This window comes from Halomonas sp. SL1 (genome assembly GCF_003030865.2).
Taxonomy (GTDB): Bacteria; Pseudomonadota; Gammaproteobacteria; order Pseudomonadales; family Halomonadaceae; genus Halomonas; species Halomonas halophila.
Genome location: NZ_PYUQ02000004.1, coordinates 1 through 17,173 on the forward strand (window position 1 = coordinate 1; position 17,173 = coordinate 17,173).

The following is a 17,173-nucleotide window of genomic DNA, read 5'->3' on the forward strand; positions in this document are numbered from 1 at the left end:
CGTTCTTGGCTCTGAACTCAGGTGTATAGCGGCGACGTCGGCGGATCTCACGATCGGTGCTTGAGGTGGTCATGATAGGTGCCCATTTATTAATAGATGGGCACCTAATGTCACCGGCTCCAGGCCTCAGCGGAAGGTGTGTTCAGCGGCCGGTTACGTCTGTCCGATTGGTTTCCTTTCAAGGTAGCTCTACAACACTACTCAACGTGGACATAGCCAAAAAGAACCCGCCGTTGGGCGGGTTTGGGGGAATTCATCTTCTTGTGCTAACTATCTATCGAAGGCCTCTCTCTATTAGGCTTTGTTGCCAATCACATTAAACACCAACTGCAATATATTTACACAAAAAGCTTTTAATATTACAATACTAAACCTCAAAAAGCCCTTTCTCGACCGCGCTAGAAATTAAAGAAGACCTACCTCTATTATTGTTTTGGAGCAATGAAACCCCAAACCTAGCTCTAGAAATCGCCACATACAGCCTATTGTAAGAAGCATGCTTAAGAAAATGCCTACTATCGGTCTCTAGAGAATCAGCCGGAGGAAGCCGACCTTTATCAACTCCACAAACCACAACCCCCTCAAATTCCAACCCCCCAACATAATCAATACCAGCGATCAAGTAACCACCTGATTTGTCAGCCTTTCTAACAGCATGTAGATCTGCTCTCTTTTCAATAACCTCATGAGATTTATTTTCATTTGAAGCAATGCGCTTTATCTCCGACAAAACAACATCACTTGCTGCAATAATAGCGACTCTAGATTTTGAACAACCAATCTCCTCGGCCAACTTAGAAGCCTCCTCGAACGATCCAGAAATCATCTCTTCATCAGAGTCATAGCTTAAAAGCCTAGGAGGAACACACTTACTTTCTTCCGCGAATGTAAGCGTCGGCTGAGCTTTATCTAGAGGATTTTCTAATGCCGTAAATATCCCTGCTCCTGAAGCTAAAATCTCACAAGCCAACGACAAAACTTCCGGAGAAGATCTAAACACACTTGAGAGAGAAGTCTCGATCTGATCACCTGAAATCAACAAAGCTTTTAGATCTGAATATGAAAGTGACGAGTTGGCTACACTCTGAGATCTATCTATCGTATAAACAATAGAAGTTTTGGCCTTACTTTTCAAAAGGTGATGAAGAACAGAGAGTTCATTCAAATTAAACAAATGAGTTTCATCAACCAAAGCAACATCGAAACCATCACGGTCAACACGACGACGCCAAATAGGAGTATCCAACTGATTAAGAGCAGACAAGACTATATCATCTGTATCGAACATTCCTGCATTTTCAAGAGAGCTTTGATATGAATTGTAAATGTTAAAAACAAATTCTTTATCGCCTTCAGAAACAACAGGCAAAGCATGCTCGCTCAACGGTATTTTTTTATAATTATCAATATCTTGCTGAGAGCGACCTTTTACAACCTCGGCAATTTCATGATGAAGAACATGGATGATATATTCAGGACTTTCATCATAGTTTTTTAAAAAAGAAAAAAAATCGTGCGAAAGGTATTTCCTTCCTGCATCCATGTCTTCGTAAGCGCTTTCAAAAACATCCTCTATAATCATCCTCTGGTACTCTTTAGAGTCAGAAGCATCTTTATCAATAACCTCAGTCTCCTCTATTTTGTTGCCAAGCTCATAAATACACCACTCCTGGAGAGTTATAACCTGAAGATTAACCAAAGAGCCACTCAATTTAGCATCAGTTATCCCATTAGCCTCAAAGATAGTGGCAATATTATCTTTTGTCGCGTTACTATGAGTGATGAATATTATATTACGCGAAACACCTTCTTGAATTGCGCTTTCAATCAAACTAACACCACGAAGAACCAGACTCAAAGTCTTTCCAGTTCCAGCAGGCCCCTCTATTCTCTCAGGACCTAAAGAAGGGGAGAAAGCAACTTTTTTTTGCGTCTCCGTAAGCTTTTCTTTCCAAGTTTCTAAAGACTGACGCGAATCAATAGGTGTAAACCCACCTTCAACCGTCTGGACTCTTAATGGAGATATTTCTTTTTTATCATCCCCAAACGTTACTGTGTCAACGTGAGAGCATTCTTCAGAGAACTTCTTGAATACTGTGTAGGTGTCTGGCTTCTCAACCTCTTTATCGCAAAAAGAGAATAACAACAAATTCCTAGTATCGCGCTTTTCCTGCCTTTTGCTATCCGGCCTCCTATCAATAATAGCTCGACTACCATCAGCATTGCTTATAGACCATGGAAAAACCACAAGCAAGTCTCCTTTCGCAACTCGCTCGGTTTTAGCAAACGGCTGGCTATTCCAGTTTTTCAGACAAGCACGAAAAACTTTTTGCAACACAATTAAAGATTGAGAAGGGGACAACCTTGAAAAAGCATCAAACTGCTCCAAATCAACAACTAGATAACATCTTTCACAACTAGACTTCGATAAGACAAGACGACCACTTTCTTTATCCTGAAAGCTCAACCCCGGCAATTCTTCTTCTCCACCCTCATTGAAAAAGAGTTGGGATATCAGCCTTCCCCCTTCAGAATACTCAACGCTCTGGTACTTCTTCTCTTGAACAACAATCTCAATCGCTGACTTATCAAATGCCACGTAACGCATTTTAAACCCCAAGCTTTTCTGTAATGTATCGAACATCGACATCATCAACACCAACCCTAACAAACTGATTGGCAAACCGCTGCATCAAAAGCTCTATATAAGGAGATTTAACCCTGCTGACTGTATAGAAGAAAATCTCTCCTTTATCATACACATCGCTACCCCAGTAAACTGTATCCTCATCGGAATAAAGCCCTTCTGAAACTTTCTCGAGAAATCTCATATCAACAAATCTTATTTCTCTCAGATTAACAATATATGGTGAAGACTCTCCGGAGATTTCGTCAGAAATATGATCTATAAGAAACACTCCTTCAACCTTTCCACGAGCCAAACTCTCCACATGAGATCTTATTTTTTTTGCAACTGAACGTGAAACAGGATTATCCGCAGTCAATCCTTCATACTGCAACTCTCTTACCACGCCAACATCTTTGAAATGACTCTCTATCTTATCCTTTATTTTTTTATTAATATCAGAAGATTCATTTTCAAAAACCTTTTCAACTCCATATGTATTAACCCATGTTTCAAGCTCAGGATTATGCTGGAGAAGCAAATTATTCACCGCATCCATTTTATCTAATATATAAAATTCTCTTTCCTTATCAAACACAACATTTTCAACAAATGTTTCAATTTTTATGACTGGCGAATAGGCAACAGCATCGACCTTGCGCTGCGATATATCACATCTGGCAGAAAGAATAATTCCCATCACAGGGTGGCCAGAGCAAATGCTCGAAACCCCACCATTAAAAATGGTCCCTTGATCTAACTTTTTCAGCCCTGCAGGCTCAAGCATATCCCTCATATATATCCCTTATTACTCCCTTGACGCGCACCACACTCCAAACTAAAAATAGAGAAAAACTCTATAAATTGTTCCGAAAAAAACATACTCTTGTTTAAATCTCATCTTTTTCCCTCTCCCTTCGCATTGTGCTTTCTTCCTCCATGGTATCGGCCGCAGCCTCGACGGCTGAAGCCTAGTTAATCTTAGCCGGGTTACGTTTGGCAACAAAAAAGCCTGCCGATAACGGCAGGCTTTCGTATGACGCGGGTGATGCGGTGGGGCTAGGCGGCGCTCGTCCGCCCTGCCCTGGCGATCACTCCCACTCGATGGTGGCGGGCGGCTTGCTGCTCACGTCGTAGGTGACGCGGGAGACGCCGGAGAGCTCGTTGATGATGCGGTTGGAGACCTTCTCCAGCAGCTCGTAGGGCAGGTGCGCCCAGCGGGCGGTCATGAAGTCGATGGTCTCCACGGCGCGCAGGGCGATGACCCACTCGTAGCGGCGGCCGTCGCCGACCACGCCGACCGACTTCACCGGCAGGAAGACGGCGAAGGCCTGGCTGGTCTTGTGGTACCAGCCGGCGTTGTGCAGCTCCTCGATGAAGATGGCGTCGGCCTCGCGCAGGATGTCGGCATATTCCTTCTTCACCTCGCCGAGGATGCGCACGCCCAGGCCCGGCCCCGGGAAGGGGTGGCGGTAGACCATGTCGTAGGGCAGGCCGAGCTCGACGCCGAGCTTGCGCACCTCGTCCTTGAACAGCTCGCGCAGCGGCTCGACCAGCTTGAGCTTCATGGTCTCGGGCAGGCCGCCGACGTTGTGGTGCGACTTGATGACGTGGGCCTTGCCGGTCTTGCTGGCGGCGGACTCGATCACGTCCGGGTAGATGGTGCCCTGGGCGAGGAAGTCCACGCCTTCGATCTGGGCGGCCTGCTCGTCGAACACGTCGATGAAGGTGTTGCCGATGATCTTGCGCTTCTCTTCCGGGTCGGCCACGCCCTCGAGCTTGCCGAGGAACAGGTCTTCGGCGTCGGAGCGGATGACGCGCACGCCCATGTGCTGGGAGAAGGTCTCCATCACCTGGTTGCCTTCGTCCTTGCGCAGCAGGCCGTTGTCGACGAACACGCAGGTCAGCTGGTCGCCGATGGCCTTGTGCAGCAGCGCCGCGACCACGGAAGAATCCACGCCGCCGGACAGGCCGAGCAGCACGTGGCGGTCGCCGACCTGCTCGCGCACGCGGGCGATCTGGTCCTCGATGATCTGGGCCGGGGTCCAATTGCGCTCGCTCTGGCAGATATCCAGCACGAAGTGCTCGAGGATGCGCTGGCCCTGCAGGGTGTGGGTCACCTCGGGGTGGAACTGCACGCCGAAGAAGCGCTTCTCTTCCCAGGCCATGGCGGCGATCGGGCAGCTCGGGGTGGAGGCGGTCACGCTGAATTCGGCCGGCACCTGGGCGACCTTGTCACCGTGGCTCATCCACACGTCGAGCAGGCTCTTGCCGGTCTCGGAGTCGATGTGGTCGGAGATGTCCTTGAACAGCGCGGTCTCCACGTCGAGGCGCACCTGGGCGTAGCCGAACTCGCGCTTGTGGGAGCCTTCCACGGCGCCGCCGAGCTGCTCGGCCATGGTCTGCATGCCGTAGCAGATGCCGAGCACCGGCAGGCCCATCTCGAACACGCACTGCGGGGCGCGGGGCGAGCCCAGCTCGGTGACGGATTCCGGGCCGCCGGCGAGGATGATGCCGTTGGGGGCGTACTCGCGGATCTCTTCCTCGGTGATGTCGAAGGCGCGGATCTCGGAGTAGACACCGATCTCGCGGACTCGGCGGGCGATCAGCTGGGTGTACTGGGAGCCGAAGTCGAGGATCAGGATCTTGTGGGCGTGAATGTCGGTCATCTGGCCATTCCTATACGAGGCGGGCAAAACGGGGAGCAAATTTCGCGGGCCGGAAGCGAAAAGCTGGAAGCCGCCCGGCGGCGCGCTTCCAGCTCATCGTTCTACGGCGTCAGGCTGGCATCAGCCGGCACGATAGTTCGGGGCTTCCTTGGTGATCTGCACGTCGTGGACGTGGGACTCGTTGAAGCCGGCGCCGGTGATCTTCACGAACTCCGGCTTGGTGCGCATCTCGTCGATGCTGGCGCAGCCGGTGTAGCCCATGGAGGCGCGCAGGCCGCCCATCATCTGGTGGACGATGGCGCCCATCACGCCCTTGTAGGGCACGCGGCCTTCGATGCCTTCCGGCACCAGCTTCTCGACGCCGGCTTCCTTGTCCTGGAAGTAGCGGTCGCTGGAGCCCTGGGTCTGGGACATGGCGCCCATGGAGCCCATGCCGCGGTAGGCCTTGTAGGTCCGGCCCTGGTAGAGCTCGACCTCGCCCGGGGCTTCCTCGGTGCCGGCCAGCAGGCCGCCGACCATCACCGCGCTGGCGCCGGCCGCGATGGCCTTGGCCAGGTCGCCGGAGAAGCGCACGCCGCCGTCGGCGATCAGCGGGATGTCGTAGGGCTTGAGCGCCGCGGCGACGTTGGAGACGGCGGTGATCTGCGGCACGCCGACGCCGGCGACGACGCGGGTGGTGCAGATGGAGCCGGGGCCGATGCCGACCTTGACGCCGTCGGCGCCGGCTTCGGCCAGCGCCTTGGCGGCCTCGGCGGTGGCGATGTTGCCGCCGATCACCTGGATCTGCGGGAAGTGCTCCTTGACCCAGGCCACGCGCTCGATCACGCCGCGGGAGTGGCCGTGGGCGGTGTCGACGATGATGGCGTCGACGCCGGCTTCGGCCAGGGCGGCGATGCGATCAGGGGTCTCGGGGCCGGTGCCGACGGCGGCGCCGACCAGCAGGCGGCCGTCGCTGTCCTTGGCGGCGTTCGGGAAGGTGCGGGCCTTCTCGATGTCCTGGAAGGTGACCAGGCCGCGCAGGCGGAACTCGTCGTCCACCACCAGCATCTTCTCGACGCGGTGCTCCTGCATCTTGCCCTTGATCACGTCGAGGCCGGTGCCCTCGGCCACGGTGACCAGCTTCTCGCGCGGGGTCATGATGTCGGCCACGCTGTCGCCGTGGTTCGGCTGGAAGCGCATGTCACGCTCGGTGACGATGCCCACCAGGGTCTCGCCTTCGACCACCGGGAAGCCGGAGAAGCCGTGCTCGCGGGCCATGGCCAGCAGGTCGGCCAGCTTGGCCTTGGCGCCGACGGTGACCGGGTCCTTCACGATCACGCTCTCGTGCTTCTTGACCTTGCGCACCTCGGCGGCCTGCTGGGCGATGGTCATGCTCTTGTGGATGATGCCGATGCCTCCTTCCTGCGCCATCGCGATGGCCAGGCGGGCCTCGGTCACGGTGTCCATGGCGGCGGAGAGGAGCGGGATGTTGAGGTATAGGTCGCGGGTCAGGCGTGTCCGGAGGCTGACGTCCTTGGGCAGGACCTCCGAATAGCCGGGAACGAGTAATACGTCATCGAACGTAAGAGCTTCTTGGGCCATACGTAGCATAGTCGGCAACACCCAGTGCGCTGGTGGGAAGGAGGGAGGTGAAGTTAATCAACCATTATAACGCCCGGGGCCGCCCTACAGCAATCCAGTCGACGTCGCAAACGCTTCAGTCATCGGGGGTGAACTCGCGCCGCCAGCGGGCCAGGAAGGCGTCGCGGCGCTGGGGATCGACGAAGGCCAGCAGCGAGGCGTTGAGCGGGATCGGATAGAGCCGCTCGCCGACCTGGTCACGCAGGCGCTGGGCGGTGTAGGGGCCGATCACGTCGGGCCGCACGCTGAACAGCGGCGTCTCGCCGGCCAGCACCCGCTGTCCGGCGTGGCTGAGCAGGAAGTCGACGAAGGTCTCGGCGGCGGCGGGATGCGGGGCGTCGCGATGCACGAAGGCCATGCGCATCAGCACCAGGGCGTAGTCCTGGGGCACCTGGACGATCACCTCGGGGTGATCCTGGGCCCAGACCATGGCGTAGGAGCCGAGCAGGTTGTAGCCGAGCCAGTAGCGCCCGTCGCTCAGGCCCTCGAGCATGGCGCGGGTGCTGTTCTCGAGCTGCGCCTCGACGCCGCCCATGCCGGCCACCAGGTCCCAGAAGCGCGGCGTGTAGCGGGCGTCCTGCTGGAACAGCGTATAGCCGACGCCGCTGCCCAGCGGCGAGTAGCTGGTCACCCGCCCGGAGAGCGCCTCGCGCTCGGTGGTCAGCAGGGTGTGCAGGTCGGCGTGGGTCAGCGGCGGCAGCATGCGCCGCGAGAGGTCGAGTCGGTAGGCCATGACGATCGGCTCGAAGGTGAAGCCGAACACCTCGTCGCGCCATTTGGCCCAGGCCGGCCAGTTGCGTACCTCGGCGGAGTCCAGCCGCCGCGCCCGGCCCTCGTTGACCTGCGCCATCTGCCACGGCATCGCCGAGCTGATCACCACGTCCGGCGGCGCATCGGCGTCTTCGGCCCGGGCGTCGACCTCCAGCGTCGAGCGGTCGCGGAAGTCCAGTGCGATCTCGGGATGGGCGTCGCGGAAGGCGTCGAGCAGCGGCTCGACCACCGCGCGGTCCAGGGCCGCCTCCACCACCAGCGGCGTGGCGGTCTGGGCCGAGGCCACGCCTCCCAGGCCCAGCGACAGCGCCAGCAGGCCACCCACGAACCACTTCACGACACGCCGCCCTGAGCTCATGCGTTCCTCCCTGTCTCGTCGTCGCCGCAGCGCGGCAGCCGCAGGCGCACGACCAGACCGTGGGGATCGCGCTCGGCGAGGCTCAGCCGGCCGCCGAGGCGCCGGGCGATGGAGTCGACGATGGCGAGCCCCAGTCCGGAGCCGTCGGTGTCCTGGCGCCCGCCGCGCTCGAAGGGCCGCAGCAGCCGCTCGCGGGCCTCGGCCGGCACGCCGGGGCCGTCGTCCTCCACGTAGAGTTCGACCGCCTCGGCCTCGCGCACGAGCCCCAGGGTGATGGTGCTGCCGGGCGGCGTGTAGCGCAGGGCGTTGTCGATCAGGTTGCCGAGCAGCTCGCGCAGCGCCCAGGCCTCGGCGCGCACCCGGCAGGGGCCGGCCGGCAACTCGTCGAGCCCCAGGTCGTGATCGCGCGCCGCCTCGCGCCCTGCCCAGTCGAGCAGCGTCTCGCGCAGCAGCGCGGCCAGGTCCAGCGGGGCGACCTCCCCCGCCTCGGCCACGTGGCGCAGCCGCGCCAGGCTCAACAGCTGGCCGGCCAGGCGGCTGGTGCGCGCCGCGCCGTCGTGCACCGCGCCGAGGGCGGCGTGCCAGTCGGCGGGCTCGGGGCTCTTCAGCGCCAGCTCGCTGGTGCTCTGCAGCCCCGCCAGCGGCGTCTTGAGCTGGTGGCTGGCGTCGGCGGTGAAGCGCAGCAACGCCTCGCGGCTCTCGCGCTGGCGGGCGAACAGGTGGTCGAGGGTCTGGGCCAGCTCGCGCATCTCCTCGGGCACGCGGGCGTCGAGCGGCCGGGTGTCGTCGGCTTCGCGCAGGCGCAGCTGGCGGCGCAGCCGGCGCATGGGGCCAAGGGCGACGCGCAGCGCCATGGCCATCAAGACGCCGGCCAGCAGCACCATGGCCACGAAGCGGCTGACGGCGCGCTCGAACAGTTCGTCGGCCAGCGCCACCCGCCCCTCGCGGGTGTGGCCGACCCAGATCTGCACCGGCTCCTGGGAGACCCAGCCGGCCGAGTCATATTCGCGCCCGTAGAGCCGCCAGGAGGCGCCGTCGAAGCCGGTGGTCAGCGCCCGGGGCTCGCGGGCCGCACGCTCGCGCCAGCCGGGGGCGATGGAAAGCGCCATGTTGGTCGAGACCGCCTCGCCGTCGGCGTCGAGTACGGCGTAGAAGACCCGCTCCTGGTGGCGGGTAGCGAGTATCTGCAGCGCCGCGGCGGGAATCGTCACCACCGGCTCGCCGTGCTGCCACTGCACGGCCTCGGCGATGGTCAGGGCTGCGGCCTCGAGCTGGCTGTCGAAGGCGCGTTCGGCGGCGCGCCGGCTGCTCCACCAGGCCTCGACCATCAGCAGCGCGCCGAGCCCGGTCACGGTGACCAGCAGCCATACCGCCAGGCGGCGCTTGAGCGAGCCCGCGACCTCGATCACCCGGCGTCGTCCTCCAGCCGGTAGCCCAGCCCGCGGAAGGTGCGGATGCGCAGGCCGCTGTCCTTGAGCCGCTTGCGCAGCCGGCTGACGTAGACCTCAAGCGCATTGGTGCCCACCTCGTCGAAGCCGAACAGCCGACGTTCCAGGATCTCCCGCGGGGCGATGCTGCCGGCGTGCAGCAGCAGGCCCTCGAGCAGCAGCAGCTCGCGGCGCGGCAGCTCCAGCGGCGCTTCGTCGAGGCTGGCGCTGCCGGTCTCGGGATCGAAGGCCAGCCGGCCGAGGCGCAGGCGGTTGTCGCTGCGCTGCTGGCTGCGCCGCAGCAGCGCCCGCACCCGGGCCTCCAGCTCGGCCAGCGAGAACGGCTTGGCCAGGTAATCGTCGGCACCCAGGTCGAGGCCGGAGACGCGGTCGTCGACGGCGTCGCGGGCGGTGAGGATCAGCACCGGCGTGGTGTCGCCGCGGCCACGCAGCTCGCCCAGCAGCTCGAGGCCGTCGCCGTCGGGCAGGCCGAGGTCGAGCAGGATCAGATCGAAGCGATCGTGACTGAGCGCGGCGCGTGCCTCGGCGCGGGTGGCGAAGACGTCGATGGTGTTGCCCAGCGGGGCCAGGGCGTGTTCCAGGGAGCGGGCGATCAGCGGATCGTCCTCGATGACCAGCAGGCGCATTCGACCAATGTCTCAGACGGTAACGGGCGGGATGACAGGTTGATGAAAGGTGGCGGGCCTAGCATCGCTCGGGCCATCACAGAGATGGCTCTCGAGGCAGCGCCTCGCGCCGCATAACAAGAGAACAGGAGTTCGCCATGAAGATCAACACGGCCATCCGCCACGCCTCCGGCATCGCCCTGCTGGGCGGCGCCCTGCTCGCCGGCCAGGCCCAGGCCGCCGACGAAGCCGAATGCATCGCGCCCGCCAAGCCTGGCGGCGGCTACGACCTGACCTGCCGCCTGGCGGCCAACGGCCTGCTGGCCGCCGAGCTCATCGACGAGCCGATGCTGGTCACCTACATGCCCGGCGGCATCGGCGCGGTAGCCTACAACCACGTCAACGGCGTGCGCAGCGACGACGACAACCTGATCGTCGCGGCCAGCACCGGCGCCGCCGTCAACCTGGCGCTGGGCAAGTTCGGCCAGTACGACGCCGGCGAAGTGCGCTGGCTCGGCGCCCTGGGCGTCGACTATGGCGCCATCGTGGTCAATGCCGATGCCCCCTGGCAGACCCTCGACGAGCTGATGGCCGACCTGAAGGAGAACCCGAGCTCGGTGGCCTTCGGCGCCGGCGGCACCGTGGGCAGCCAGGACTGGATGAAAGCCGCGCTGACCGCCAAGGCCGGCGACGTCGACCCGCGCGAGCTGCGCTACGTGGCGTTCGAGGGCGGCGGCGAGGCGCTGGCCGCACTGCTGGGCGACCACATCCAGGTGTTCACCGGCGACCTGTCCGAGCTGCAGTCCCAGCTCGAGAGCGGCAAGGTGCGCGTGCTGGCCTCGCTCTCCGAGGAGCGCATGGGCGGCCCCTACGCCGACATCCCCACCGCCGCCGAGCAGGGCTACGACGTCGAGTGGCCGATCTGGCGCGGCTACTACATGGGCCCGGACGTCAGCGACGAGGCCTACCAGGCCTGGATCGAGCGCTTCGAGGAGCTGGCCGACAACCCCGGCTTCGCCGAGATGCGCGAGGAGCGCGGCCTGTTCCCGATGGCGCGCTTCGGTGACGACTTCGACGCCTACGTGAAGGACCAGGTCGCCGACTTCCAGTCACTGGCCGAAGAAGTGGGTCTGAAATGAGAATCGCCGCCGACCGACTGCTGGGCCTGGCCCTGATCGGTCTGGCGGCGTTCATCGCCGTCCAGTCCCTTCAGCTGCAGGTGCCCTTCAGCTACGAGCCCGTGGGGCCGAAAGCCTTCCCGCTGGGGCTGGCGGCCCTGCTCGCCGCCCTGGCACTGGTGCTGGTGTTCAAGCCCGGCGAAGACGGCGAGTGGCCGGCTCCTGCCCTGGCGCTACGGCTGCTGGGCGTGCTCGGCCTGCTGCTGGTCTACGCCCTGCTGTTCACCCGCCTGGGCTTCATTCCCGCCTCCTTCCTGGTGGTGGCGACCCTGGCCCGGCTGTTCGACGCCAGCTGGACCAAGGCCCTCGTGACCGCCGCGCTGATGGCCACGGGCAGCGACTTCCTGTTCACCGAGGGGCTCGGCATCGGCCTGCCCGACGGCACCTGGCTGGCCGACATCCTCTAACGGAGCTGCGAGATGTTCGATTTCCTGATCGAGGGGTTCGGCGTCGCGCTGAGCCCCCTGAACCTTGGGCTGGCCTTCCTCGGCGCCCTGCTGGGCACCCTGTTCGGCGCGCTGCCGGGCATCGGCCCGATCAACGGCATCGCCATCCTGATGCCGCTGGCCTACACCCTCGGCCTGCCCGCCGAGTCGGCACTGATCCTGCTGGCCGGCATCTACACCGGCGCCGAGTACGGCGGCCGCATGTCCAGCATCCTGCTCAACGTGCCCGGCGACGCCGGCGCGGTGATGACCACCCTGGACGGCCATCCGCTGGCCAAGCAGGGCCTGGCCGGCCCGGCGCTGGGCCTGTCGGCGGTGAGCTCCTTCGTCGGCGCCACCATCGCCATCATCGGCCTGACGCTGTTCGCGCCGCTGCTGGCCGAAGTGGCGGTGATGTTCGGCCCGGCCGAATTCTTCGCGCTGATGATCTTCGCCTTCTCGTCGATGGCGGTGATGATGGGCAAGGACCCGGTCAAGACCGCCATCGGCGCGGTGCTGGGCGTGCTGATCGCCACCGTGGGCGTCGACGGCGGCACCGGCGTGATGCGCTTCACCTTCGGCATGCCGGAGCTCTATGACGGCGTCGACTTCGTGGTGATGATCATCGGCCTGTTCGCCATCAGCGAGATCCTGCTGATGCTCGAACACGCCCACCGCCGCGACGCCGACGACGAGATGCCGCCGCTGGGCCGGGTCTTCGTCAGCCTCAAGGAAGTGCTGCACTGCAAGGGCGCCATGGGCCGCTCGGGCCTGCTCGGCTTCATCATCGGCGTGCTGCCGGGCACCGGCGCCTCGGTGGCGGGCGCGGTGTCCTACACCACCGAGAAGCGCCTTTCCGACAAGGACGGCACCTTCGGCAAGGGCGACATGCGCGGCCTGGCGGCCCCGGAGGCGGCCAACAACGCCTCGGCGGCGGGCTCCTTCGTGCCGATGCTGACGCTGGGCATCCCCGGCTCCGGCACCACCGCGGTGCTGCTCGGCGCGCTGATGCTCTACAACATCACCCCGGGCCCGATGATGTTCACCGAGCGCCCCGGGGTGGCCGGCGGCCTGATCGCCTCGCTGTACATCGGCAACATCGTGCTGCTGGCGCTGAACCTGCCGCTGGCCGGCGTGTTCGCCCGGGTGCTGACCATCCCGCGCTGGGTGCTGGTGCCGGCCATCGCCATCCTGGCCTTCGTCGGCGTCTACCAGCTGCACTCCGACCTGACCGCCATCTACCTGATGCTGATCATCGGCGTGTTCGGCTACCTGCTGCGCAAGCTCGGCTTCTCGCTGGCGCCGGTGATCCTCGGCTACGTGCTGGGCGGGTTGATGGAGCAGAACCTGCGCCGGGCGCTGTCGATCAGCGGTGGCGACGCGGGTATCCTGTGGCAGTCCGGCATCTCGTTGGGGCTATGGATCGCCGCCGCCGCGCTGCTGGTACTGCCCTGGCTGGTGCCGAAGCTGCTCGCCGGTCGCTCTCGCCGCCACGCCAGCTGACCCACGCATCGGGCCCGCTCAAGCGGGCCCGATGCGTTGTGAATGGAGACACCTCGCCTTGCCTACCCTCGCGTCCTTTCCTCTACTGCCGCTGCTGCGTTTCCTGCCCACCCTGGCGCTGGGCATTGCCGGCGGCGCGCTGGCCTTCGCCGTGAACCTGCCGCTGCCGTGGCTGCTGGGCGCCATGATCGCCACCACCGTGGCGAGCCTCTCAGGCGTGCGGCTGCGCTCGCCGGGCCGCGGGCGCAAGGGCGTGCTGGTGGTGATCGGGGTGATGCTGGGCTCGGCCTTCACGCCGCAGCTGTCCGGCGACCTGGGCCTGTGGAGCCTGAGCCTGGCGGTGATGCTGGTGGCCACGGCGGCGATGATGGCCTTCTCGGTGTGGCTCTCGCAGCGCGTGGCCGGCCACACGCGGGAGACCTCGCTGTACGCCGGCGTGCCGGGCGGGGTCTCCACGGTCACGGTGATGGCCATGGCCTCCGACGCCGACCTGCGGGTGGTGGGCATGACCCACGCGGTGCGCATCCTGGTGCTGCTGGTGGCGATCCCGCCGGTACTGCAGGCGATCGGCCACGTCGACCTGGCCGGCGCCACGCCGGACCTGTCGCAGTGGCTGTGGCTGCCCGGCCTCGCGGATGCGGCCTGGCTGACGGCGGCGGGCCTCGGCGGGCTCGCCCTCGGGCGGCTGCTGCGCCTGCCCAACGCGCTGCTGTTCGGCCCGGCGCTGGTGTCGGCGGCGCTGCATCTCTCCGGCGTCACCCACGCCGCGGTGCCGCCGACGCTGCTGGCCCTGGCCCAGGTGCTGATCGGCGTCTCGGTGGGCGTGCGCTTCGCCGGCACCTCGCTGGCCCGGGTCGGCCACGCCCTGGTGATGGCCGTCGCCCAGGCGCTGGTGCTGCTGGCGATCGCCGTGCTGGCCGCCTGGGCCGGCCACCTGCTGACCGGCGTTTCCCCCGCCGCCGCACTGCTCGCCTACATGCCCGGCGGCGCTCCGGAGCTGAGCCTGGTGGCGCTGACGCTCGGCATCGATCCGGCCTTCGTCACCACCCACCACCTGCTGCGCATCAGCGTGCTGGTGCTGATCCTGCCGACGCTCCTCAAGCGGCTGGCGCCGCCTAGCGCCTAGCGGCGAGTCTCGGGCATCCGCTACAGTACGGGGCGCCGGCACTCTGCCACCGACTCTCCCAACCCAGGATGCCCATGCCCCCCAGCGACGACACCGCCCTCTCGGTCACCGAACTCAACCGACGCGCCCGCCAGGCGCTGGAGCAGGACGTCGGCGACGTCTGGGTGGAGGGCGAGCTGTCCGGCGTGTCACGGCCGTCGTCGGGCCACGTCTATTTCACCCTCAAGGACGAGCGCGCCCAGCTGCGCTGCGCGCTGTTCCGCACCCGCGCGCGCTTCGTCGCCGCGCCGATGCGCGACGGCGATCGCGTCAAGGTGCGCGGCCGGGTGTCGCTGTTCGAGCCGCGGGGCGACTACCAGCTGATCGCCGAGGCGGTGCAGGCGGCGGGCGAAGGCGAGCTGCTGGCGGCCTATGAGCGGCTCAAGGCCAAGCTCGACGCCGAGGGGGTGTTCGCCAATGGCCGCGCCCTGCCCTTTCCGCCGCGCCACCTGCTGGTGCTCTCCTCGCCCACCGGGGCGGCGATCCGCGACGTGCTGGCGGTGCTGGCGGCGCGCTGGCCGCTGGCCCAGGTGACGCTGATCCCGGTGCCGGTGCAGGGCCGCGAGGCGGCGCCGGCGATGATCGCCGCGCTGGGCCTGCTCAACCGCCAGGCGGCGCTGGACCCGGGACGCGATGCCATCCTGCTCACCCGCGGCGGCGGCAGCCTGGAGGACCTGTGGGCCTTCAACGACGAGCACCTGGCCCGGGCGATCTTCCACTCTCGGTTGCCGGTGATGTCGGCGGTGGGCCATGAGGTGGATGTGACGCTGTCCGACTTCGCCGCCGACCGCCGCGCGCCCACGCCCTCGGCCGCGGCGGAGCAGCTGGTGCCCGACCGCCGCGAGCTGCTGCAGCGCCTGCAGGCCCTGGAAAGCCGGCTGCTGCGCGCCCAGCGCGCCAGGCTCGACGTCGAGGGCCAACGCCTCGATCACCTGCGCGCCAGGCTACGCCATCCCGGCGAGGTGCTGGCCTTCCGGCGCCGCCAGCTGGAGCAGCTGGAGGGGCGATTGCGGCGGGCCATGCAGGCGCGGCTGGAGACCGCCCGTCGCCACGAGGCGGACCTCGAGCGTCGCCTGGCGCTGCGCTCGCCCGAGCGGCGCCTCGAGCAGGAGACCCGTCGCCTGACGCTGGCCCGTCAGCGCCTGCACCAGGCCATGCCCCGCACGCTGACCCATCAGCGCGAGCGACTGGCCGCCGTCGCCCGCGAGCTGCAGGCGGTCAGCCCGCTGGCGGTGCTGGGCCGCGGCTATGCCATCCTCGAGAACGACGAAGGCCGGGTGATCCGCCATGCGACGGATACCCGGCCCGGGGAGCGCCTGACGGCGCGGCTCGGCGAGGGGCGGCTGGCCCTGGAGGTACTGCCGGACGAAGACGCCGCCGACTGACGGCGTCGCGTCCTGGCCTGCGCTAGGAGGCCTCGCTGTGGGGCGTGCCCGGCTTGAAGGTCGAGGGCTCCAGCTCGTGGCGCGCCAGCAGCTTGTAGAAGTCGGTGCGGTTGCGCCCGGCGATACGCGCGGCCTGCGTCACGTTGCCCTCGGTGATCTTCAGCACCTTGATCAGGTAGCTGCGCTCGAAGCCGGCGCGGGCGTCGCTGAAGGTCGGCAGCGCGTTTTCCTCGGCGGCCAGCGCCTGGGCGACCAGCGCCTCGGGGATCATCGGCGCGCTGGTCAGGGCCACGCACTGCTCGACCACGTTGACCAGCTGGCGCACGTTGCCCGGCCAGGCGCAGCCCGCCAGCAGGTTGAGCGCCTCGCGCGAGAAGCCCTTCACGAACGGCTTGTGGCGCTCCGCGGCCTGGGCCACCAGGTGCTTGGCCAGCAGCGGCACGTCCTCGGCGCGCTCCTTGAGCGGCGGCAGCTTGAGGTTGACCACGTTGAGGCGATAGAAGAGGTCCTCGCGGAACTCGCCGTCGTGCATCGCCTGGCCCAGGTCGCGGTGGGTGGCCGAGATCAACCGCACGTCGATCGGCACCGAGGTGGTGGAGCCCAGCGGGCGGATCTGGCGCTCCTGCAGGGCGCGCAGCAGCTTGACCTGCAGCGGCAGCGGCATGTCGCCGATCTCGTCGAGGAACAGGGTGCCGCCGTCGGCGGCCTGGAACAGGCCCTTGTGCTCGCTGATCGCGCCGGTGAAGGCGCCCTTGGCGTGGCCGAACAGCTCGCTCTCCAGCAGCTGCTCGGGCAGCGCGCCACAGTTGATGGCGACGAACGGCTTGTCGGCGCGCGGGCTCGCCTTGTGGATCGCCTCGGCCATCAGCTCCTTGCCCGAGCCGGAGGGGCCGGTGACCAGCACGCTGACGTCGGAGGTGGCCACCATCCGCGCCTGCTCGAGGAGACGTTCCATCTCCGGGCTACGGGTGATGATCGCCTCGCGCCAGCGGTCGTCGCCGTCGTTGCCGCCGGCGGCGCTGGACTGGCTCAGGGCCTCGTCGATGGTGGTGAACAGCTCCTCGCGGTCTACCGGCTTGGTCAGGAAGCCGAACACGCCCTGACGGGTGGCGCTCACGGCATCGGGAATCGAGCCGTGGGCGGTGAGGATGATCACCGGCAGGCCCGGCAGGCGGCGCTGGATCTCCTGGAACAGCGCCAGACCGTCCATCTCGTCCATGCGCATGTCGGACAGCACCAGGTCCGGGTTGCCGGCGTCCAGGTGTTTGAGGGCCGCGCGTCCGCTCTCGGCGGTGGTCACCCGATAGCCGCGGCTTTCCAGGCGCATGCCCAGCAGCTTGAGCAGGCTGGGGTCGTCATCCACCAGGAGGATGTTGGCCCCCTGATTCGGGGCTTGAGGGCTTCCGCTTGGCATCATGTT

At 64.4% G+C, this 17,173-nt stretch carries 13 protein-coding genes; 5 read left to right on the forward strand and 8 right to left on the reverse strand.

Annotation, left to right across the window (positions count from 1 at the left end; genetic code table 11):
• Positions 1-367: 367 nt before the first annotated feature.
• The 7 genes from C9J49_RS00985 to C9J49_RS01010 form a co-directional block, all read right to left on the reverse strand.
• A complete protein-coding gene (locus C9J49_RS00985; protein ID WP_181454224.1) occupies positions 368-2,644 on the reverse strand; it encodes a UvrD-helicase domain-containing protein in 2,277 nt (758 codons plus the stop codon).
• Positions 2,610-3,422, reverse strand: a complete 813-nt coding sequence (locus tag C9J49_RS16885; protein WP_146612961.1) for a hypothetical protein — start codon at positions 3,420-3,422, stop codon at positions 2,610-2,612. The genes C9J49_RS00985 and C9J49_RS16885 overlap by 35 nt, the downstream gene beginning before the upstream one ends.
• Before the next feature lie 295 nt (positions 3,423-3,717).
• On the reverse strand, positions 3,718-5,295 hold the full coding sequence (gene guaA, locus C9J49_RS00990) for a glutamine-hydrolyzing GMP synthase (RefSeq protein ID WP_107181156.1): 1,578 nt from the start codon (positions 5,293-5,295) through the stop codon (positions 3,718-3,720).
• Positions 5,296-5,415: 120 nt separating this feature from the next.
• A complete protein-coding gene (gene guaB / locus C9J49_RS00995) occupies positions 5,416-6,885 on the reverse strand; it encodes an IMP dehydrogenase (RefSeq protein WP_107181157.1) in 1,470 nt (489 codons plus the stop codon).
• A gap of 106 nt (positions 6,886-6,991) precedes the next feature.
• Positions 6,992-8,044, reverse strand: coding sequence for an ABC transporter substrate-binding protein (locus C9J49_RS01000; protein ID WP_107181158.1), 1,053 nt, complete (start codon positions 8,042-8,044; stop codon positions 6,992-6,994).
• Positions 8,041-9,453, reverse strand: coding sequence for a sensor histidine kinase (locus C9J49_RS01005; RefSeq protein WP_107181159.1), 1,413 nt, complete (start codon positions 9,451-9,453; stop codon positions 8,041-8,043). The genes C9J49_RS01000 and C9J49_RS01005 overlap by 4 nt, the downstream gene beginning before the upstream one ends.
• The gene (locus tag C9J49_RS01010) at positions 9,450-10,118 is read right to left on the reverse strand and encodes a response regulator (RefSeq protein ID WP_107181160.1); all 669 of its coding nucleotides are present in this window, start codon (positions 10,116-10,118) and stop codon (positions 9,450-9,452) included. The genes C9J49_RS01005 and C9J49_RS01010 overlap by 4 nt, the downstream gene beginning before the upstream one ends.
• Positions 10,119-10,255: 137 nt before the next feature.
• Between C9J49_RS01010 and C9J49_RS01015 the strand changes: the two genes are divergently transcribed.
• From C9J49_RS01015 to xseA, 5 genes are all read left to right on the forward strand, one after another.
• Positions 10,256-11,236 (forward strand): tripartite tricarboxylate transporter substrate binding protein, encoded by a 981-nt coding sequence (locus C9J49_RS01015; protein ID WP_107181161.1) that lies wholly within the window; start codon positions 10,256-10,258, stop codon positions 11,234-11,236.
• Positions 11,233-11,682, forward strand: a complete 450-nt coding sequence (locus C9J49_RS01020; protein WP_107181162.1) for a tripartite tricarboxylate transporter TctB family protein — start codon at positions 11,233-11,235, stop codon at positions 11,680-11,682. Before C9J49_RS01015 ends, C9J49_RS01020 begins: the two co-directional genes overlap by 4 nt.
• Before the next feature lie 12 nt (positions 11,683-11,694).
• On the forward strand, positions 11,695-13,203 hold the full coding sequence (locus C9J49_RS01025) for a tripartite tricarboxylate transporter permease (protein WP_107181163.1): 1,509 nt from the start codon (positions 11,695-11,697) through the stop codon (positions 13,201-13,203).
• A 58-nt stretch (positions 13,204-13,261) separates the two neighbouring features.
• A complete protein-coding gene (locus tag C9J49_RS01030; protein ID WP_181454225.1) occupies positions 13,262-14,329 on the forward strand; it encodes an AbrB family transcriptional regulator in 1,068 nt (355 codons plus the stop codon).
• 74 nt (positions 14,330-14,403) lie between these two features.
• Positions 14,404-15,753: an exodeoxyribonuclease VII large subunit gene (gene xseA, locus C9J49_RS01035; RefSeq protein ID WP_107181165.1), complete on the forward strand. Its 1,350-nt coding sequence runs from the start codon at positions 14,404-14,406 to the stop codon at positions 15,751-15,753.
• Positions 15,754-15,775: 22 nt separating this feature from the next.
• On the opposite strand, the gene glrR is transcribed toward xseA, so the two are convergent.
• Entirely contained in the window at positions 15,776-17,170 is a 1,395-nt protein-coding gene (gene glrR, locus C9J49_RS01040; RefSeq protein ID WP_107181166.1) for a two-component system response regulator GlrR, read from the reverse strand.
• Positions 17,171-17,173: the final 3 nt, after the last annotated feature.